16 protein-coding genes are annotated in these 20222 nt (G+C 67.7%); 14 read left to right on the top strand and 2 right to left on the bottom strand.

The window, feature by feature from the left end:
- Positions 1-17: 17 nt before the first annotated feature.
- Together sfsA and EV691_RS14775 are read right to left on the bottom strand one after the other, a co-directional pair.
- Positions 18-725: a DNA/RNA nuclease SfsA gene (gene sfsA, locus EV691_RS14780; RefSeq protein WP_131297594.1), complete on the bottom strand. Its 708-nt coding sequence runs from the start codon at positions 723-725 to the stop codon at positions 18-20.
- Complete coding sequence (locus EV691_RS14775; RefSeq protein ID WP_131297595.1) at positions 715-1890, bottom strand: pyridoxal phosphate-dependent aminotransferase; 1176 nt, start codon at positions 1888-1890, stop codon at positions 715-717. The genes sfsA and EV691_RS14775 overlap by 11 nt, the downstream gene beginning before the upstream one ends.
- A 197-nt stretch (positions 1891-2087) precedes the next feature.
- Here EV691_RS14775 and dksA point away from each other — a divergent pair, with 197 nt between their 5' ends.
- From dksA to EV691_RS14705, 14 genes are all read left to right on the top strand, one after another.
- Positions 2088-2528: an RNA polymerase-binding protein DksA gene (gene dksA / locus EV691_RS14770; protein WP_089167248.1), complete on the top strand. Its 441-nt coding sequence runs from the start codon at positions 2088-2090 to the stop codon at positions 2526-2528.
- A gap of 90 nt (positions 2529-2618) precedes the next feature.
- A complete protein-coding gene (gene gluQRS / locus EV691_RS14765) occupies positions 2619-3515 on the top strand; it encodes a tRNA glutamyl-Q(34) synthetase GluQRS (protein WP_131297596.1) in 897 nt (298 codons plus the stop codon).
- 105 nt (positions 3516-3620) lie between these two features.
- Positions 3621-3797 carry a hypothetical protein gene (locus EV691_RS14760; protein ID WP_012702757.1) on the top strand — a complete coding sequence of 59 codons (177 nt, stop codon included), beginning with the start codon at positions 3621-3623 and terminating at the stop codon, positions 3795-3797.
- Entirely contained in the window at positions 3787-6732 is a 2946-nt protein-coding gene (locus EV691_RS14755; protein ID WP_131297597.1) for a sensor histidine kinase, read from the top strand. Before EV691_RS14760 ends, EV691_RS14755 begins: the two co-directional genes overlap by 11 nt.
- A gap of 22 nt (positions 6733-6754) precedes the next feature.
- On the top strand, positions 6755-8161 hold the full coding sequence (locus EV691_RS14750; protein ID WP_131297598.1) for a sigma-54-dependent transcriptional regulator: 1407 nt from the start codon (positions 6755-6757) through the stop codon (positions 8159-8161).
- 665 nt (positions 8162-8826) lie between these two features.
- On the top strand, positions 8827-10221 hold the full coding sequence (locus tag EV691_RS14745; RefSeq protein WP_131297599.1) for a polynucleotide adenylyltransferase PcnB: 1395 nt from the start codon (positions 8827-8829) through the stop codon (positions 10219-10221).
- Between the two features lie 2 nt (positions 10222-10223).
- A complete protein-coding gene (gene folK / locus EV691_RS14740; RefSeq protein WP_131297600.1) occupies positions 10224-10736 on the top strand; it encodes a 2-amino-4-hydroxy-6-hydroxymethyldihydropteridine diphosphokinase in 513 nt (170 codons plus the stop codon).
- An 82-nt stretch (positions 10737-10818) separates the two neighbouring features.
- On the top strand, positions 10819-11619 hold the full coding sequence (gene panB, locus EV691_RS14735; protein ID WP_131297601.1) for a 3-methyl-2-oxobutanoate hydroxymethyltransferase: 801 nt from the start codon (positions 10819-10821) through the stop codon (positions 11617-11619).
- A complete protein-coding gene (gene panC / locus EV691_RS14730; RefSeq protein WP_131297602.1) occupies positions 11616-12473 on the top strand; it encodes a pantoate--beta-alanine ligase in 858 nt (285 codons plus the stop codon). Before panB ends, panC begins: the two co-directional genes overlap by 4 nt.
- Positions 12474-12564: 91 nt before the next feature.
- Complete coding sequence (gene panD, locus EV691_RS14725; RefSeq protein ID WP_089167240.1) at positions 12565-12945, top strand: aspartate 1-decarboxylase; 381 nt, start codon at positions 12565-12567, stop codon at positions 12943-12945.
- A gap of 122 nt (positions 12946-13067) precedes the next feature.
- Positions 13068-14732, top strand: coding sequence for a glucose-6-phosphate isomerase (gene pgi, locus EV691_RS14720; protein ID WP_089167239.1), 1665 nt, complete (start codon positions 13068-13070; stop codon positions 14730-14732).
- A gap of 125 nt (positions 14733-14857) precedes the next feature.
- Positions 14858-16795: an acetate--CoA ligase gene (gene acs / locus EV691_RS14715; protein WP_089167238.1), complete on the top strand. Its 1938-nt coding sequence runs from the start codon at positions 14858-14860 to the stop codon at positions 16793-16795.
- A gap of 139 nt (positions 16796-16934) precedes the next feature.
- A complete protein-coding gene (locus tag EV691_RS14710) occupies positions 16935-19871 on the top strand; it encodes a DUF748 domain-containing protein (protein WP_131297603.1) in 2937 nt (978 codons plus the stop codon).
- Between the two features lie 8 nt (positions 19872-19879).
- Positions 19880-20182, top strand: a complete 303-nt coding sequence (locus EV691_RS14705) for a DUF2845 domain-containing protein (protein WP_207390152.1) — start codon at positions 19880-19882, stop codon at positions 20180-20182.
- Positions 20183-20222: the final 40 nt, after the last annotated feature.

Here is a 20222-nt window from a genome sequence, read left to right as displayed (position 1 = left end):
TCCCCTCCTGGCCGGGCCTACGGCCACACCTCGAGCCGGCGCGTCAGGCGGATCGACGCAGGCGACAGCTCGACGCTGTAGGCGAGCACCTCGACGCCCGCCGCCACGGCCTCGCGCAGCGCCTGCGCGTAGCCCGGGTCGATCTCCGCCGCCGGGCGCACCGCCGCGATGCCGGACAGGTTCACGCAGTACAGCTGCACCGCGCGCACGCCCTGCCGGGCCAGGGCCGCCAGCTCGCGCAGGTGCTTGGCGCCACGTTCGGTGCGCGCATCGGGGAAGGCGGCAACCGGACTGTCGGCGAAGCCCAGGGTGACGCTCTTCACCTCGACGAAGGCCGTTCCGTCCGGATAGTCCAGGCAGAAATCGACCCGGCTGTTCTCCGCGCCGTAGCGGACCTCCCGGCGCAGCTTGGTGAAACCGTCCAGCTCGACGATCAGCCCGGCGCGCAGCGCCTCCTCCACCAGCGGATTGGCCCGCGCGGTATTCACGCAGGCGAGCCGCCCCTGCGGCGTCTCGCTCAGCTCCCAGGTGCCCGGCAGCTTGCGACGGGGGTCGCTTGAGCGACTAAACCAGATGCGCCCGCCCTCCGCCATGCAGTTGAGCATGGACCCGGTATTCGGGCAGTGGATGCACAACACCTCGCCGGCCGGCGTCTCTATGTCGGCGAGAAAGCGCTTGTAGCGGCGCAGCAGGCGCCCCTCCTCCAGCGACGGATCAAAGCGCATCGGGCTGCCAGCTTTGCAGGCCGCGGGCGATGCGCTCGACCGCCTGCTCCAGGCGCGGCAGGCTCTGGGTATAGGCAAAGCGCACATGGCGGCTGGCCAGATGGCGGCCGAAATCGACGCCCGGGGTGATGGCGACGAATTCGCGCTCCAGGAAGTGCCGGCAGAAGGCGAAGGCGTCGCCGCCGAAGGCGCCGATGTCGGCATACAGGTAGAAGGCCCCCTCGGGCTCCACGGCGATGCCGAAGCCCAGCTCGCGCAAAGCCGGCAGCAGGTAGTCGCGGCGCCGGGCGAACTCCCCGCGGCGCTCTTCGAGGATCGCCAGGGTTTCCTCCTCGAAGCAGGCCAGGGCGGCATGCTGGGCCAGGGTCGAGGCGCTGATGTAGAGGTTCTGCGCCAGCTTCTCCAGCTCGGGCACCGCCGCCTCGGGCGCCACCAGCCAGCCGAGCCGCCAGCCGGTCATGCCGAAATACTTGGAAAAGCTGTTCAGCACGAAGGCGTCGTCGTCCACTTCCAGCACGCTGGGCGCGTCCACGCCGTAGGTCAGGCCGTGGTAGATCTCGTCCACCAGCAGATGGCCGCCGCGCGCGCGCAGGGCGGCGGACAGCGCCGCCAGCTCGTCGCGGCGCAGCAGCGTCCCGGTGGGGTTGGCCGGCGAGGCGACCAGGGCGCCGACGCTTTCCGCACGCCAGTGCCGCGCCACCAGCTCCGGGGTCAGCTGGTAACGCTCTCCCGGCCCGACCGGCACCAGCTGTGCGCCGCCCTCGACCAGCCGCAGGAAGTGGCGGTTGCAGGGATAGCCGGGATCGGCCAGCAGCCAGTGCCGGCCCGGATCGACCAGCAGACTCGTGGCCAGCAGCAGGGCACCCGAACCGCCGGGGGTGATCAGGATGCGCTCGGGGTCTATAGTCAAGCGATAACGCCGCGCGTAGAAGCCGGCGATGGCCTCGCGCAGCTGCGGCAGGCCGCGGGCAGCGGTGTAGCGGGTATGCCCGGCCGCCAGGGCCGCCTGCCCGGCGGCGACGATGGGCGCTGCCGTGGTAAAGTCCGGCTCGCCGATCTCCAGGTGGATCACGTCGTGGCCCTCGGCCTGGAGCTGGTTGGCACGGGCCAGCAGGGCCATGACATGAAAGGGTTCGATGGCGCGACTGCGCGCACTGTAGGACATGGGCCTTCCATCAAGACGGGGCGGAGGATGGATTCTACCCACACGAAACCGCTCTGGCAGCTGCCGTGGCAGGCGGCAAGGAGTGGCGCGGCCGGATGGCTTCTGGTAAGTTCGGCCGCTTGCGGTCGCAGGGCCGACGCCGTCGGCAGGGAACATGTGCCTGCGTGTATGGATTAGAGAGAGCGAGGCGGTCATCCATGCCCACCAAAGCAAAGCAGAACAACCAACTGGTTCGCGGTTTCGAACCCTACCCGGAAACCCCGGGCGAGGAGTACATGAGCGACAACATGCGCGCTCATTTCACCAACATCCTCAATAAATGGAAACAGGAGTTGATGGAAGAGGTCGACCGTACCGTGCACCACATGCAGGACGAGGCCGCCAACTTCCCCGACCCCGCCGACCGGGCCAGTCAGGAAGAGGAGTTCAGCCTGGAGCTGCGCGCCCGTGATCGCGAGCGCAAGCTGATCAAGAAGATCGACGAGACCCTGCAGCTGATCGAGGACAACGAGTACGGCTGGTGCGACTCCTGCGGCGTGGAAATCGGCATCCGGCGCCTCGAGGCGCGCCCCACCGCCACCCTGTGCATCGACTGCAAGACCCTGGCGGAAATCAAGGAAAAACAGATCGGCAGCTGATCCTGCCAGCGGGGCGCCACGGCGCCCCGCGGCGCATCTGCAGCCTGGCAGACTGCCGCCGTCCGATCGCCAGCTCCCTCCGAGCGCCGCATGACCGCCCTCCCGCCCCCCCCCTACGTCGGCCGCTTCGCACCCACGCCCAGCGGCTACCTGCATTTCGGCTCGCTGATCGCCGCCCTGGCCTCCTATCTGGATGCCCGCAGCGTCAGCGGCCGCTGGCTGCTGCGCATGGAGGATCTCGATCCGCCCCGCGAGGTGCCGGGCGCCCAGGCGGCCATCCTGCAGACCCTGGAAGACTACGGCTTCGAGTGGGACGGTGCGGTCGTGCGCCAGAGCGAGCGCCTGGGGCTGTACGGCGAAGTGGTCGAGCGGCTGCTCGAGCGGGGCCTGGCCTACGCCTGCACCTGCTCGCGCAAGCGGCTGGAAGGGTTTTCCGGGATCTATCCGGGCTTCTGCCGGGAGGCCGGACGCCCGCCCCATGATGCCGCCATCCGCCTGCGCGTGCCGGAGCGCACCTACGCCTTCCTCGACCGGGTGCAGGGCGTCTTCGCCCAGCAGCTCGCCCGCGAGGTCGGCGATTTCGTGATCCGCCGCCGCGACGGCCTCTACGCCTACCAGCTGGCGGTGGTCCTCGACGATGCCTGGCAAGGGGTGACCGACGTGGTGCGCGGCGCCGACCTGCTCGACTCGACGCCGCGCCAGCTCTACCTGCAGGAGCTGCTCGGCCTGCCCCGGCCGCGCTACCTGCACGTGCCGCTGATCGTCCAGCCCGACGGCCACAAGCTGGGCAAGGCCTACCGCTCCCCCCCGCTCCCCGCCGAGCAGGCCGGCCCGCTGCTGCTGCGCGCCCTGCGCGCGCTCGGTCAGCGCCCGCCGGCCGAACTGGGCAAGGCCCGCCCGCGGCAGCTGCTCGACTGGGCCATCGCCCACTGGGATGCCGGGGGCCTCCCGCGCTGCCGGGCCTTGGCCGAGGCCGCGCTGGACTGAGCGCCGGCATCCCCGCCCGGCCGGAAAAGAGGCCGTCACGCTTGCGCCGGCGCGCGCATCCATTACCATCGCCGACGCCCTTCCCCATCGACAGAGAAACACGCCATGTACATCTACCGGCTGGTCCTGCTGCTGGTGGTGGGAATCTACCTGTTCTCCCCCGCCATCATGGACTGGTGGATCGACCCCAACGGCGCCTGGTACCGCCCGTACCTGCTGTGGCTGATCCTCATCGTGGTGACCTTCATCCTGCAGAGCCAGCCCGACGCCGATGAGCTTTAGCCTGAGTGAACTGCTGCTGATCAGCGCCGCCTACCTGCTGACCCTGTTCGGTGTCGCCTGGCTCAGCGAGCAGGGCCTGATTCCGCAGCGGGTAGTCCGCCACCCGCTGGTCTACACCCTGTCGCTCGGCGTGTACGCCAGCGCCTGGGCCTTCTACGGCGCGGTCGGCATGGCCTACCAGTACGGCTACGGCTTTCTCGCCTGCTACCTGGGGGTTTCCGGCGCCTTCATGCTGGCGCCGGTGCTGCTCTATCCGATCCTGCGCCTGACCCGCACCTACCAGCTGTCGTCGCTGGCCGACCTGTTCGCCTTCCGTTTCCGCAGCACCTGGGCCGGCGCGCTGACCACCCTGTTCATGCTGGTCGCGGTGCTGCCGCTTCTGGCCCTGCAGATCCAGGCGGTCACCGACTCGGTGGGCATCCTCACCCAGGAGCCGGTGAAAGAGCGCGTGGCGCTGGGCTTCTGCGCCCTGATCATCCTCTTCACCATCCTCTTCGGCTCCCGGCACATCGCCACCCGCGAGAAGCATCAGGGTCTGGTCTGCGCCATCGCCTTCGAGTCGCTGGTCAAGCTGGCGGCCCTCGGCAGCATCGGGATCTACACCCTGTACCGGGTGTTCGACGGTCCCCAGGGCCTGGAGCAGTGGCTGCTGCAGCAGCGGGAAGTGCTGGGCACGCTGCACACCCCGCTGCAGGAGGGCCCCTGGCGCACCCTGCTGCTGCTGTTCTTCGCCTCGGCCATCGTCATGCCGCACATGTACCACATGGCCTTTACCGAGAACCTCAACCCCCGCGGCCTGGCCAGCGCCAGCTGGGGCCTGCCGCTGTTCCTCCTGCTGATGAGCCTGGCCGTGCCGCTGATCCTCTGGGCCGGCATGCGCCTGGAGGTCGCCGCCGGCCCGGAATACTTCACCCTGGGCGTGGGCCTGGCGCTGGAAAATGCCCCCCTCACCCTGCTGGCCTATGTCGGCGGCCTGTCCGCCTCCAGCGGGCTGATCATCGTCCTGACCCTCGCCCTGTCCGGCATGACCCTCAACCATCTGGTGCTGCCGCTGTACCAGCCGCCGGCCGAGGGCAACATCTACCGCTGGCTGAAGTGGACGCGGCGCACGCTGATCTTCGCCATCATCGCCGCGGGCTATGCCTTCTACCGGCTGCTGGACGCCAGCCAGAACCTCTCCAACCTCGGCGTCACCGCCTTCGTCGCCACTCTGCAGTTTCTCCCCGGCGTGCTCTCGACGCTCTACTGGCAGACCGCCAACCGCCGCGGCTTCATCGCCGGACTGCTGGTCGGCATGGCGGTGTGGCTGGGCGGCATGATGCTGCCCATGCTGGGCAACCTGCAGGACGTGCACCTGCCGCTGCTGGATTTCGTCTACGTGCTGGACGACACCAGCTGGCACCTGGCGGCGATCACCTCGCTGGCTGCCAACGTGCTGGTGTTCTCCCTGGTGTCGATATTCACCGAGCCGAGCCCCGAAGAGCGCAGCGCCGGCGAGGCCTGCGCGGTGGACAATGTGCGCCGGCCGCAGCGCCGCGAGCTGCTGGCCACCTCCGCCCAGGAGTTCGCCGCCCAACTGGCCCGGCCACTCGGCGCGAAGATCGCCCAGCGCGAGGTGAAGCAGGCCCTGCGCGACCTGCACCTGCCGTTCGACGAAAGCCGCCCCTTCGCCCTGCGCCGCCTGCGTGACCGCATCGAGGCCAACCTGTCCGGCCTGATGGGACCGAGCGTGGCGCAGGACATCGTCGAGACCTTCCTGCCCTACAAGACCGCCAGCGAAGACTACGTCACCGAGGACATCCACTTCATCGAAAGCCGCCTGGAGGACTACCGCTCGCGCCTGACCGGCCTGGCCGCCGAGCTCGACGCACTGCGCCGCTACCATCGCCAGACCCTGCAGGAGCTGCCGATGGGCGTCTGCTCGCTGTCCAAGGACCGGGAAATCCTCATGTGGAACCGGGCCATGGAGGAACTCACCGGGATTCCCGCCGAGCGCGTGGTCGGCTCCTGCCTGGCGACCCTCGATGCGCCCTGGAAGGGCCTGCTGGAAGACTTCATCCAGCGCTCCGACGAGCACCTGCACAAGCAGCGGCTGTCGCTGGACGGCCAGATGCGCTGGCTCAACCTGCACAAGGCGGCGATCGATGAACCCTTGGCGCCGGGCAGCAGCGGCCTGGTCCTGCTGGTCGAGGACCTCACCGAAACCCAGCTGCTGGAAAACAAGCTGGCGCACTCCGAGCGCCTGGCCAGCATCGGTCGCCTGGCCGCCGGCGTGGCCCACGAGATCGGCAACCCGATCACCGGCATCGCCTGTCTGGCGCAGAACCTGCGCGAGGAGCATGAGGACGACGCCGAGCTGGGCGAGATCAGCAGCCAGATCATCGACCAAACCAAGCGGGTGACGCGCATCGTCCGCTCGCTGATGAGTTTCGCCCACGCCGGCAGCCACAAGCAGGCCAGCGAGCCGGTGTGCCTGGCCGACATGGCCCGCGAGGCGATCGGCCTGCTGTCGCTCAACCGCGCAGGCGTCGAGGTCCAGTTCCTCAACCTCTGCGACCCTGCCCACTGCGTGGTCGGCGATCCCCAGCGGCTGATCCAGGTGCTGGTCAACCTGCTCTCCAACGCCCGCGACGCCTCCCCGTCCGGCGGCGCCATCCGGGTACGCAGCGAGGCCGAGGAACACAGCGTCGACCTGATCGTCGAGGACGAGGGCAGCGGCATCCCCAAGGCCATCGCCGGCCGCCTGTTCGAACCCTTCTTCACCACCAAGGACCCTGGCAAGGGCACCGGCCTGGGCCTCGCACTGGTCTATTCGATCGTGGAAGAGCATTATGGCCGGATCACCATCGACAGCCCGGCCGACCCCGAGCGGCAACGCGGGACCCGTATCCGGGTCACCCTGCCACGGCATGTCGATACAGCGCCGGCGCCGTGAGACCGTCGAGAGAGCCTGCCCGATGCCACACATTCTGATCGTCGAAGACGAAACCATCATCCGCTCCGCCCTGCGTCGCCTGCTGGAACGCAACTACTACCAGGTCAGCGAGGCCGGCTCGGTGCAGGAAGCCCAGGAGCGCTACAGCATCCCCGGCTTCGACCTGGTCATCAGCGACCTGCGCCTGCCCGGCGCCCCCGGCACCGAGTTGATCCGCTTGGCCGAGGGCACGCCGGTGCTGATCATGACCAGCTACGCCAGCCTGCGCTCGGCGGTGGACTCGATGAAGATGGGCGCGATGGACTACATCGCCAAGCCCTTCGACCACGACGAGATGCTCCAGACCGTGGCGCGCATCCTCAGCGAGCCCCGCCAGACGCCAGCAGCGGCCGTCTCCGCCGAGCCGGCGCCGCAGTCTCCCGCGCCGGTCGAGGGCGAGATCGGCATCATCGGCTCCTGCCCGGCCATGCAGGACCTGTTCGGCAAAATCCGCAAGGTCGCCCCGACCGACTCCACGGTGCTGATCCAGGGCGAATCCGGCACCGGCAAGGAACTGGTCGCCCGCGCCCTGCACAACCTGTCGAAACGCGCCAAGGCGCCGCTGATCTCGGTGAACTGCGCAGCCATTCCGGAAACCCTGATCGAATCCGAACTCTTCGGCCACGAGAAGGGCGCCTTCACCGGCGCCGTCGCCGGGCGCACCGGCCTGGTCGAGGCCGCCGACGGCGGCACCCTGTTCCTCGACGAGATCGGCGAACTGCCCCTGGAGGCCCAGGCGCGCCTGCTGCGCGTGCTGCAGGAAGGCGAGATCCGCCGGGTCGGCTCGGTGCAGTCGCAGAAGGTCGATGTCCGCCTGATCGCCGCCACCCACCGCGATCTCAAGGCGCTGTCCAAGACCGGCCAGTTCCGCGAAGACCTGTTCTACCGGCTCAACGTCATCTCGCTGAAGCTGCCGGCCCTGCGTGATCGCGAAGACGACGTCCTGCAAATCGCCCGGGCGTTCCTGAAGCGCCAGAGCCAGCGCATGGGCCGCGGCGAGATGCGCTTCTCCCCCGAGGCCGAGCGGACCATCGGCCAGTACACCTGGCCGGGCAACGTGCGCGAACTGGAGAACGCCATCGAGCGTGCGGTGATTCTCTGCGAGGGCCAGTCGATACCCGCCGACCTGCTGGGCGTCGACATCGAGCTGGAAGAGCTGGAGGACGAGGACTTTGCCGAACTCCCCGGCCCGGACGTCGGCGGCGGCCACGAGCCCACCGAGGACCTCTCGCTGGAGGACTACTTCCAGCATTTCGTCCTGGAGCATCAGGACCACATGACCGAAACCGAGCTGGCCCGCAAGCTCGGCATCAGCCGCAAGTGCCTGTGGGAACGCCGCCAGCGCCTCGGCATTCCGCGCCGCAAGTCCAGCGCGCCCAGCAACTCCTGAGCCGCGCGCGGGTAACAGCCGACCGGGAACAGGCTGTTACCCCCTACAAAGGTGGTAACAGAAACCGGGTCGACAGGTAACCAAAACTCGTCTACCCACCTTCCACCCTCTAACGACAAAAATCTAAGTATATGTTTTAAAAGTAATTTTAAATCATGGCACGACATCTGCTTTATAATACGCACAACAACAATAACAAGACGTACCACCCATAATAAGAACGATTGACACGACTCCAGCCTTACAAGAACAACGATGCGGAGACGGGGCCAACCGATTTTTTTGGAGTAGAAACATGCCCGTCGGGCGAAGCCCGCAGCCAGGCCGAGAACAACAAAACTGCCCCGAGGCAGTACCCGAACTGGTGGGTCGACACGACCCAGGCGACATCAGCGACCAAAGAAATCCGTTTGCTATTGGCTCCCCTGTTGGGGGCCATCCCGGAGCCAACGAGCCAACCGGGACGGGCATACAACAAGAACAACACGCCCGGAACAGAACAAGAACAACGCACGCACTTCGATTTGAAAGGGAGCTTCGGCTCCCTTTCTGCGTTCGAGGCCACTCCGGCTTCGTACATCCTCCGGCGCCGATGCTAGAATCCGCAGCCATTCCGCGGTCAAGCTCATTTCTGGCCGACCACCCCGTCAAGCAGTGCACCCCCGATGCTGAAGAAGCTGTTCAAGTCCTTTCGCCTATCCCTGAACCGCCCCCATCCGCGCAGCACGCCGGAGGTCCTCGGCAGCCAGCAGCACCCGCTGCGCCGTGCCGACATCAGCCGCCATGCCGTCAGTGTTGTGGAACGCCTGCAGAATGCCGGCTACCAGGCCTATCTGGTCGGCGGCTGCGTGCGGGACCTGCTGCTCGACATCGAGCCGAAGGACTTCGACGTCGCCACCAGCGCCACCCCCGAACAGGTTCGCGCGGAGTTCCGCAATGCGCGGGTGATCGGCCGCCGCTTCAAGCTGGTCCACGTGCACTTCGGCCGGGAAATCATCGAGGTCGCCACCTTTCGCGCTCACCACCCGGACGACGACGAGGACGACGAGGACAGCCACCTGGCGGCGCGCCACGAAAGCGGCCGGATCCTGCGCGACAACGTCTACGGCACCCTGGAAGAGGATGCCCAGCGCCGCGACTTCACCATCAACGCCCTGTATTTCGACGTCAGCCACGAGCGCATCCTCGATTACGCCCACGGCGTGCACGATATCCGCAACCATCTGGTGCGCCTGATCGGCGACCCCGAACAGCGCTACCTGGAAGACCCGGTGCGCATGCTGCGCGCCGTGCGCTTCGCCGCCAAGCTCGACTTCGACATCGAACAGCACAGCGCCGCACCGATCCGCCGGCTCGCCCCGCTGCTGCGCGACATCCCCGCGCCCCGCCTGTTCGACGAGGTGCTCAAGCTGTTCCTGTCCGGCTATGCCGAGGACACCTTCGAGCTGCTGCTCGAATACGACCTGTTCGCCCCGCTGTTCCCCGCCAGCGCGGCAGCCCTGGAGCGCAGTCCAGGCTACGCCGGCCGGCTGATTCGCCAGGCGCTGGCCAATACCGACGAGCGCATCGCGCAGGGCAAGACGGTGACGCCGGCCTTCCTGTTCGCCGCCCTGCTCTGGCCGGCCCTGCCGCCGCGCGCCCTGGCACTGCAGGAGCGCGGCATGCCGCCGATCCAGGCACTGCAGGAGGCGGCCCACCTGGTGATCACCGAACAGTGCCGGCGCACCGCGATTCCCAAGCGCTTCACCCTACCCGCCCGGGAGATCTGGGACCTGCAGGAGCGCCTGCCGCGCCGCCAGGGCAAGCGCGCCGATCTGCTGCTCGAGCACCCGCGCTTCCGCGCCGGCTACGACTTCCTCCTGCTGCGCGAAGAGGCCGGCGAGCAAACCGGCGGGCTGGGCGACTGGTGGACCGACTACCAGGAGGCCAGCGACAGCGAAAGGCGCGGCATGATCCGCGCCCTCGCCAATCAGGACGAGACCGGGGCCGCTCCGCGCAAACACCGCCGCAGCGGCGGCCGGCGGCGCCGCAGCTCGGGCAGCGCGCCGGACCGGGACTGAACATGGAGCGCGTCTATATCGGCCTGGGCAGCAATCTGGCCGACCCCGCCGCACAGCTGCGTGCCGCCCTCGCCGCCCTGCAGGCATTGCCGCGTACGCACCTGGTGGCCGTCTCCTCCTTCTATGACAGCGAACCGCTGGGACCGGCCGACCAGCCGAGCTACGTGAATGCCGTCGCCGCGCTCGACTCAGCATTGGAGCCTCTCGAACTGCTCGACGCCCTGCAGGCGATCGAGCGGACGCAGGGCCGGGTGCGCAAGGCGGAGCGCTGGGGGCCACGCACCCTGGACCTGGACATCCTGCTGTTCGGCAACCACCAGTTGCACGGGGAGCGCCTGATCGTGCCCCACTACCACCTCCATGCGCGCCCCTTCGTGCTCTATCCACTGGCCGAGATCGCCCCCGGACTGCGCCTGCCGGACGGCCGACCGCTCGACGAACTGCTCGCCACCTGCCCACTGCAGGGGCTGCGCCGCCGCGATGACCGGAAGCCGGGCGGGCCAAGCGCCAATTGACTTGAGGCCCCCCCATCTGGACTATAGGCCTCCCATTGCTCCGCACCGGCGCCCGCCGATGCCGACCAGGACGAAACCGAACATGCCCGATGTAACCCTGACCACCCTGCAAGGCCTCAAGCAGCGCGGCGAAAAGATCGCCATGCTGACCTGCTATGACGCCACCTTCGCCCAGACCGCCTGCCAGGCGGGTGTCGAGGTGCTGCTGGTCGGCGACTCCCTCGGCATGGTCCTGCAAGGTCATGACAGCACCCTGCCGACCAGCGTGAGCGACATGGCCTACCACACCGCCTGCGTCAAGCGCGGCAACCACGGCGCCCTGGTGGTCACCGACCTGCCGTTCATGGCCTATGCGACCCTCCAACAGGCGCTGGACAGCAGCGCCGCGCTGATGCGCGCCGGCGCCCACATGGTCAAGCTGGAAGGCGGCGCCTGGCTGTGCGAGACCGTGACGCGCTTGGCCGAGAACGGCATCCCGGCGTGCGTGCATCTGGGCCTGACCCCGCAGTCGGTGAACCTGTTCGGCGGCTACAAGGTGCAGGGCCGCGACGAGGGCCGGGCGCGCCAGCTGCGCGCCGACGCCGAGGCCCTGGAGCGGGCCGGCGCGGCCATGCTGCTGCTGGAGTGCGTGCCCAGCCCGCTGGCGGAGCAGATCACCCAAGCGGCGGGTGTCCCGGTCATCGGCATCGGCGCCGGTGCCGCCACCGATGGCCAGGTGCTGGTCATGCACGATATGCTCGGCCTGTCCCTGAGCGGACGCACACCGAAATTCGTGAAAAACTTCATGGCCGGCCAGGACAGCATCCAGGCGGCCTTCGCCGCCTACGTCAGCGCGGTCAAGCAAGGCGAATTCCCCGCAGTCGAACATGGATTTTCTGCATGATCACCCTCAAGACCGTCCGCGAATTGCGTGCCGCCATCGCCCGGACCCGCGGCGAAGGCAAGCGCATCGCCCTGGTGCCGACCATGGGCAACCTGCACGCCGGCCACATCGCCCTGGTGGAGAAGGCCCGCCAGCGCGCCGACTTCGTGGTCGCCAGCATCTTCGTCAACCCTCTGCAGTTCGGTCCTGCCGAGGATCTGGACAAATATCCGCGCACCCTCGCCGCCGACCAGGAAAAGCTGCTCGAAGGCGGCTGCAACCTGCTGTTCGCCCCCAGCGTCGAGGAGATGTATCCGGGCGGCATACAGGGACAGACGCGCATTGCCGTCTCCGGCGTTTCCGAGGGACTCTGCGGCGCGACGCGCCCCGGCCACTTCGAGGGTGTCGCCACCGTGGTGGCTAAGCTGTTCAACATCGCCCAGCCGGACATCGCCCTGTTCGGCGAGAAGGACTTCCAGCAGCTGGCGGTGATCCGTACCCTGGTGCGCGATCTCAACATGCCGATCCAGATCTTCGGCGAACCCACCGTGCGCGCCGCCGACGGCCTGGCGCTGTCCTCGCGCAACGGCTACCTGAACGACGAGCAGCGCAGCGTGGCACCGGCGCTGTACCGCATCCTGTGCGACACCAGCGCCGCCCTTCAGGCCGGCGAGCGGGATTTCGCCAGGCTCTGCGCACGGGGTCTGGAGGCGCTGCAGCAGGCCGGCTTCCGCCCGGATTACCTGGAAATCCGCGAAGCCGCCAGCCTGCGCACGGCATCCCCTGAGGACCGCCGCCTGGTGGTGCTGGGTGCCGCCTATCTGGGCAATACCCGCCTGATCGACAACCTGAGCGTCGAGCTCGCCGGCGACTGAACGACTAAGGTCTGACAGGTCGTTTTCTTGATCACCCTATGCGGTTGAGGCAAACTCGACCGCCGCTTGTGGAACCTGAAGAGGAATCGCCATGCATGCCATCATGCTCAAGGCCAAACTGCACCGTGCCGAGGTGACCCACTCGGTGCTCGATTACGAAGGCTCCTGCGCCATCGATGGGGAATGGCTGGATCTGGCAGGCATCCGCGAGTACGAACAGATCCAGATCTACAACGTCGACAACGGCGAGCGCTTCACCACCTACGCGATCCGCGCCGAGGACGGCTCGAAGATGATCTCGGTGAACGGCGCCGCCGCGCACAAGGCGCAGAAGGGCGATCGCGTGATCATCTGCGCCTATGCCCACTACAGCGAGGCGGAACTGGCCAGCCACAAGCCGCGCATGCTGTACATGGCTCCCGGCAACGTGCTCAGCCATACCAGCAACGCGATCCCGGTCCAGGTCGCCTGAATCGCCCGCGCCAGTCAGCGGATCGCCCATCCTGGCCTCGTCCGCTGCATGCGTCATCCCCAAAAGCCCGGAATGCTCCGGGCTTTTTGCTATCCGCCCCGATGCAAAGGAAGCAGAATCCCATGTCGCACCACCAGCACCCCCTCGACGTGACGACCCTGGCCTCTTGGGAGGCGCTCCGTCAGCACCGCCAGACCATGCAGTCCTTCAGCATGCGCGAGGCCTTCCGGAACGATCCGCACCGCTTCGAGCAGTTTTCTCTGAGCAGCGGCGGCCTGTTTCTCGACTATTCGAAGAACCTGCTGACCCACGAAACCCGTGACCTGCTGGTACGCCTGGCGCGGGAAGCCGGACTGGAAAGGGCCATCCACGCGCTCTTCGAGGGCGAGGCGGTGAACGCCTCCGAGGGCCGTCCGGCACTGCACACCGCGCTGCGCCGCCCGGTCGGCGACCGCCTGCTGGTCGACGGCGTGAACCTGATTCCCCAGGTGCACCGGGTACTCAACCAGATGACCGAACTGGTCGGGCGCATCCACGACGGGCTGTGGCGCGGCTACTCGGAAAAGCCCATCACCGACGTGGTGAACATCGGCATCGGCGGCTCCTTCCTCGGCCCCCAGCTGGTGTCCGAAGCCCTGCTGCCGTTCGCCCAGCGCGGCGTGCGCTGCCACTATCTGGCGAACATCGACGGCAGCGAGTTCCACGAGCTGTCCAGCCGCCTGCGCGCCGAAACCACCCTGTTCATCGTCTCCAGCAAATCCTTCGGCACCCTGGAAACCCTGAAGAACGCCCAGGCCGCGCGCACCTGGTACCTGGCCCAGGGCGGCACGGAAAGCGAGCTGCACCGCCACTTCATCGCCGTCTCCAGCAACATCGAGGCAGCGGTGGCCTTCGGCATCCGCGAGGAGAACATCTTCCCGATGTGGGACTGGGTCGGCGGGCGCTACTCGCTGTGGTCGGCGATCGGCCTGCCGATCGCCCTGGCCATCGGCATGGCCAATTTCAAGGACCTGCTCTCCGGCGCCTACAGCATGGACCAGCACTTCCTGAACGCCCCCTTCGAAAGCAACATGCCGGTGCTGCTCGCCCTGCTCGGCGTCTGGTACGGCAATTTCTGGGGCGCGCAGAGCCACGCCATCCTGCCCTACGACCACTACCTGCGGAACATCACCCAGCACCTGCAGCAGCTGGACATGGAGTCCAACGGCAAGAGCGTGCGCCAGGACGGCAAGCCTGTATCCTGCGACACCGGTCCGGTAATCTGGGGCGGCGTCGGCTGCAACGGCCAGCACGCCTACCACCAGCTGCTGCATCAGGGCACCCTGCTGATCCCGGCGGACTTCATCGTGCCGGTGGTCAGCCACAACCCGGTCGCCGACCACCACCAGTGGCTGTACGCCAACTGCCTGTCGCAGAGCCAGGCGCTGATGTGCGGCAAGACCCCCGCGGAGGCCGAGGCCGAGCTGCGCGCCAAGGGCCTGAGCGAGGACCAGGTGCAGCGCCTGGCACCGCACAAGGTGATCCCCGGCAACCGGCCGAGCAACACCCTGGTGATGGAGCGTGTCAGCCCGCGGCGCCTCGGCGCGCTGGTCGCCCTCTACGAGCACAAGGTGTTCGTGCAGAGCGTCATCTGGGGCATCAATGCCTTCGACCAGTGGGGCGTCGAGCTCGGCAAGGAACTCGGCAAGAGCGTCTACCAGCGCCTGACCGGCCATGAGGAGGCGCCGGCCGAGGACGCCTCGACCCAGGGCCTGATCGACTACTTCCGCGGCCGTCACCGCGGCTGAGCCAGCCCGGCGCAGGCTCCGCCCGGCCTGCGCCCCCTCTTCCCACCCCTTGGGAGACTTGAACCCGGCGACCTGTCGGTCCACGCTTACGGACACCCGCGGACAGACAATAACAAGGAACCGCCATGTTCAAGATCGCCAACCATCCCGTCAGCGAAGCGTCGCTCCAGCACAGCTGGCTGGACAACGACGACTACCTGCGCCTGTACCGGCAATCGGTCGAGCAGCCGGAGCGCTTCTGGGCCGAACAGGCCGGGGCCTTCCTCGACTGGCTCAAGCCCTGGCAGAGCGTCCACCGCGGGGACATGAGCAAGGGCCAGACCAGCTGGTTCGAGGGCGGCCAGCTGAACGTCGCCCACAACTGCATCGACCGGCATCTGAAGCAGCGCGGCGATCAGGTGGCGATCATCTGGGAGGGCGACAACCCTGCCGATTCGGCGCGGATCACCTACCGCCAGCTGCACGAACAGGTCTGCCGCCTGGCCAACCTGCTGAAAAGCCTCGGCGTCGGCAAGGGCGACCGCGTCTGCATCTACCTGCCGATGATTCCCGAAGCCGCCTACGCCATGCTTGCCTGCACCCGCATCGGCGCCATCCATTCGGTGGTGTTCGGCGGTTTCTCCCCCGAGGCGCTGCGCGACCGCATCCTCGACGCCGACTGCCGCCTGCTGATCACCGCCGACGAAAGCCTGCGCGGCGGCAAGGCCATCCCTCTCAAGCGCAACGCCGACAAGGCTCTGCAGAGCTGTCCGAACGTCTCCAGCATGCTGGTGGTACGCCGCACAGGAGGAACCGTCGACTGGGACGCAGGACGTGACCTCTGGTACCACGAGGCCGTGCCGGGCTGCAGCGCCGAGTGTCCGGCCGAGCCGATGGACGCCGAAGCCCCGCTGTTCATCCTCTACACCTCCGGCAGCACCGGCAAGCCGAAGGGCGTGTTGCACAGCACCGGCGGCTACCTGCTGCAGGCGGCGATGACCCACAGGTACGTGTTCGACTACCACGACGGCGACATCTACTGGTGCAGCGCCGACATCGGCTGGATCACCGGGCACAGCTACATCGTCTACGGCCCGCTGGCCAACGGCGCCACTACCCTGATCTTCGAGGGCGTGCCGAACTATCCGGACGCCTCGCGCTTCTGGCAGGTGATCGACAAGCATCAGGTGAATATCTTCTATACCGCCCCCACCGCGCTGCGCTCGCTGATGCGCGACGGCGAGGCGCCGGTCAGGAAGACCTCGCGCGCCAGCCTGCGCCTGCTCGGCTCGGTAGGCGAGCCGATCAATCCGGAAGCCTGGGAGTGGTACTACCGCGTGGTCGGCGAGAGCCGCTGCCCGATCGTCGACACCTGGTGGCAGACCGAGACCGGCGCCATCATGATCACCCCGCTGCCCGGCGCCACCCTGCTCAAGCCCGGTTCGGCGACCCGCCCGTTCTTCGGCGTGCAACCGGTGCTGCTCGACGACAAGGGCAAGGAGATCGAAGGCCCCGGCGCCGGCATCCTGGCGATCAAGGCCAGCTGGCCGAGCCAGATCCGCAGCATCTACGGCGATCACCAGCGCCTGATCGACACCTACTTCAAACCCTACCCCGGCTACTACTTCACCGGCGACGGCGCGCGCCGCGACGAGGACGGCTTCTACTGGATCACCGGCCGGGTCGACGACGTGATCAACGTGTCGGGGCATCGCATCGGCACCGCCGAAGTGGAAAGCGCCCTGGTGCTCCACGACGGCGTCGCCGAGGCCGCCGTGGTGGGTTGTCCGCACGACGTCAAGGGCCAGTGCGTCTACGCCTTCGTCACCCTGGTGACCGGCAGCCAGCCCGACGACGCGCTCAAACAGGAGCTGATCGCCCAGGTCAGCCGGGAGATCGGCGGCTTCGCCAAACCCGAGTTCCTGCAATGGGCGCCACGCCTGCCGAAGACCCGCTCGGGCAAGATCATGCGGCGCATACTGCGCAAGATTGCCTGCAATGAACTGGACAACATGGGCGACACCTCGACGCTATCCGACCCCTCGGTGCTCCAGGAGCTGATCGACCGTCGCCTGAACCGCTGAGGCAGACGCCGGGGGCGGCAGGGCGCGGGCGCGGTGCCCTGCCCGCCCCGGCTAGACCAAAGCGGGCCGGCTCGGCTTCGGGGAGCGTACCTGGCGTGCCATACTCCGAGGCATGTCTTGCCGGAAAAGATGTGCCTCCATGCCCAAGGGATTGAAACCCACCCTCGCCACCCTGGCGATCGCGCCCGCCCTCTACGGCCTGCTCGGCTTCCTCGTTCTCCCCGGCGCCGCCCTGCAGGTGATCAACCGCCAGCTGCCCCGCTTCGTCACCCAGCCGGCCAGTCTCGAGCGCCTGGAGTTCAACCCCTTCACCCTCGAGCTGAGCCTGCACCGGCTGCGCCTCGGCAAGGCAGGCAGTGAGCAACTGGCCTTCGAACGCCTGTACGGCAAGCTGCAATGGGACAGCCTGTGGCGCGGCCATCTGCACCTGGCCGAAGTACACCTGGAGCGCCCACAGGTGGCCGTGCTGTTCGACCGGCGGGGCGGGCTCAACCTGACCCGCCTGTTCAAGCTCCCGGCTTCCCCCGACAAGCCTGAAGAGCCCGCCGGCGAGCCCTTTCCGCTGCGCCTCGACCGCCTCCGGCTGAGCGGCGGCCAGGTGCACTTCCGGGATCTGCGACCGAGTGTGCCGGTCGAGGCCCGCTACGACGCCCTCGACCTCGAACTGCGCCAGCTCGGCACCCTGCCGGACGACAGCGCCGAACTGAAGCTGCAGGCCAGCGGCCCGAACGCCGGGCGGATCGACTGGAGCGGCCAGCTCAGCCTGATGCCACTGCGCTCCAGCGGCAGGCTGGACATCGACCAGGCCAGCCTGCACACTTGGTGGCCCTACGTGCGGGATGCCGCCCCCCTGGAACTGGAGGACGGTACGCTCAGCCTCAGCAGCGACTACCGGCTGGAACTGGCCGACGGCCTCCGCCTGCGACTGCAGAACGCCGCCCTCAAGCTCGCCCCGCTCGCCCTCAAGGCGCCGGACGGGCGTCCCCTCGCGCGCCTGCAGAGCCTGGAGGCCGGCAACGCCGCGCTCGACCTGGACAAGCGCCAGCTGTCGATCGGCCAGGTGCTCGGCCAGGGACTGGAAGCCTGGGCGGCGCGCGAGGCCGATGGCGAGCTGGACTGGCAGAAGCTGTTCGCCTCCCGCGCCGCCGAACGGTCGGCGAACGGCGAAAAGGGCAAGGACAAGAAAGAGGAAAAGGCCGCAAAGAACGCCGGCAACAGCAAGCCCTGGCAGATCCGCCTGGCGGAAGCCCGCCTGCGCGGCAGTCGCCTGCATCTGGCCGACCGGGTGCCGGAGCAGGACGTGGAACTGCAGGTCGGCCCGCTGGATCTCGCCCTGCGCGACTTCGACAGCCTCGGCCAGACCCCCTTCCGTCTCGAACTGGATAGTGGTATCGACCGAGAGGGCCGGCTCAAGGCCGCCGGCCAGGTACAGGTGAGCCCGCTCGCCGCGCAATTGCAGGTCGACACCCGCGATCTCGACCTGCGCCCGGCGCAGGCCTACATCGCCCCCTTCATCCGCCTGGAGCTGCGCAACGGGCAGCTCGACAGCGCCCTGAAGATCGACCTGAAAGGCGGCGAAAAGCTGGCCCTGCAGGTCGACGGCCGTGCCACCGTCAAACAATTGCATACCCTCGATACCCTGAAGAACCGCGACTTCGTCAAGTGGCGACAGCTGACCCTCGAGAATCTGAGCTACCGTCATGGCGAGCAGCTGGGTATCGAGCGGATCGTGCTCGAGCAGCCCTATGCCCGCTTCATCGTCAACGAGGACCTGAGCACCAACGTCAGCGAACTGCTGATCGCCCAAGGGGAACAGCAGCCAGCGCAGGCGCCACAGAAGAACACGGCGCAACCTGCGGAGAAACCGGCCCGCCCGCCGCTGGGCATCCACATCGGCGCGGTGGCAATCAGGGACGGCTCGGCCAACTTCGCCGACTTCAGCCTGAACCCCAATTTCGCCGCCGCCATCCAGCAGCTCAACGGGCGCATCGGCAGCCTGGACAACCGCCGGCAGAAGCCGGCCACGGTGGACGTCAAGGGCAAGGTGGACCGCTACGCTCCGGTCAGCATCAAAGGCAGTCTGACCCCCTTCGATCCGCTCGAAAGCCTGGACATCACGACCCGCTTCCAGCGCGTCGAGCTGACCACCCTGACCCCCTACTCCGGCAAGTTCGCCGGCTATCGCATCCGCAAGGGCCGGCTCAACCTGGACCTGCACTACCGCATCGACAAGGGCCAGCTGAACGCCGAGAACAGCCTGGTCCTGGAGCAGTTGCAACTGGGCGAGCAGGTCGACAGCCCGGATGCTGTGGACCTGCCGATCCGCTTGGCGGTAGCCCTGCTGAAGGACAGCCAGGGGCGGATCGCCATCGACCTGCCGCTCAAGGGCGACCTGAACAACCCCGAGTTCAGGGTCATGCCCATCGTCTGGCAAACCCTGCGCAATCTGGTACTGCGCACGGCGCAAGCGCCGTTCAAGTTCATTGCCGGGCTCGTCGACGGCGAAGCCGATCTCAGTCAGGTCGAGTTCAGGCCAGGCAGTAGCGAACTGGATGCCGCCGCGCGGCGCAATCTGGATCTCCTCGGCAAGGCCCTGAAGGAGCGTCCGCAGCTGCGCCTGGAGGTCGAAGGCATGAGCGCTCAGACCAGCGACGGCCCCCTGCTGGCAGAACAGCGCCTGGAGCGCGAATACCGGAAGCTCTACTACAGCATTCTGCAGCGGCGGGGCGAGCGCGTGCCGGCCAGCGCCGATGGGCTGAAGGTACCCGAGGGAAAGAAAGGGCCACTGCTGGAGGGCATCTACCGCAGCCGCCTGAAACGACAGCCGCCGGAGGAATGGAGCGGGCTGGACAAGAAGCGGCGCGCCGCCCGGCTGCGCGAAGCCGTGCTGACCGACTGGGCTGACAGCACGCTGCTGCTTCGCCAGCTGGCCCAGGCGCGCGCCACCAGCATCAAGGCCTACCTAGTCGAACAGGTCGGCCTGGACGACCAGCGCATCTACCAGTTGGATGTCGGCGTCAGCGAGGCGCCCGCCGGCGAGCGCGTCAGCGTCCCTCTGCAACTGGCCAGCGAATAGGTGCGCGAATGAATCTCCTGCGCCTGCTCGCCGCGCTGCTCGGCCTGGCTCCGGCACTGCTCCTCGCCGCCAGCCTGCGCTGCGAGAGCCACCTGATCAGCACCGGCGACTCCACTCACGAAGTCCTGGCCAAATGCGGCGAACCAGTCAGCCGCGATCTGCTCGGCTATCGCGAGCGGCGCGACGACTGGGGTTTTCACCATGAGCTGGTGGTGGAGGAGTGGGTATACGGCCCGCGCAACGGCATGTACTACTTCCTGCGCTTCGAGGGCAACCGTCTGGTCGGGATCGACAGCCGCCGCGTCCAGTGACGGCTGGCGCCCTCCCGCCGAAACGAACGAGAGCCCCGCA

It is taken from the genome of Azotobacter chroococcum, assembly GCF_004339665.1.
GTDB classification, from domain to species: Bacteria; Pseudomonadota; Gammaproteobacteria; order Pseudomonadales; family Pseudomonadaceae; genus Azotobacter; species Azotobacter chroococcum.
Note: the sequence above shows the minus strand (reverse complement) of the source record. Positions and strands in the feature narration are given on the sequence as shown.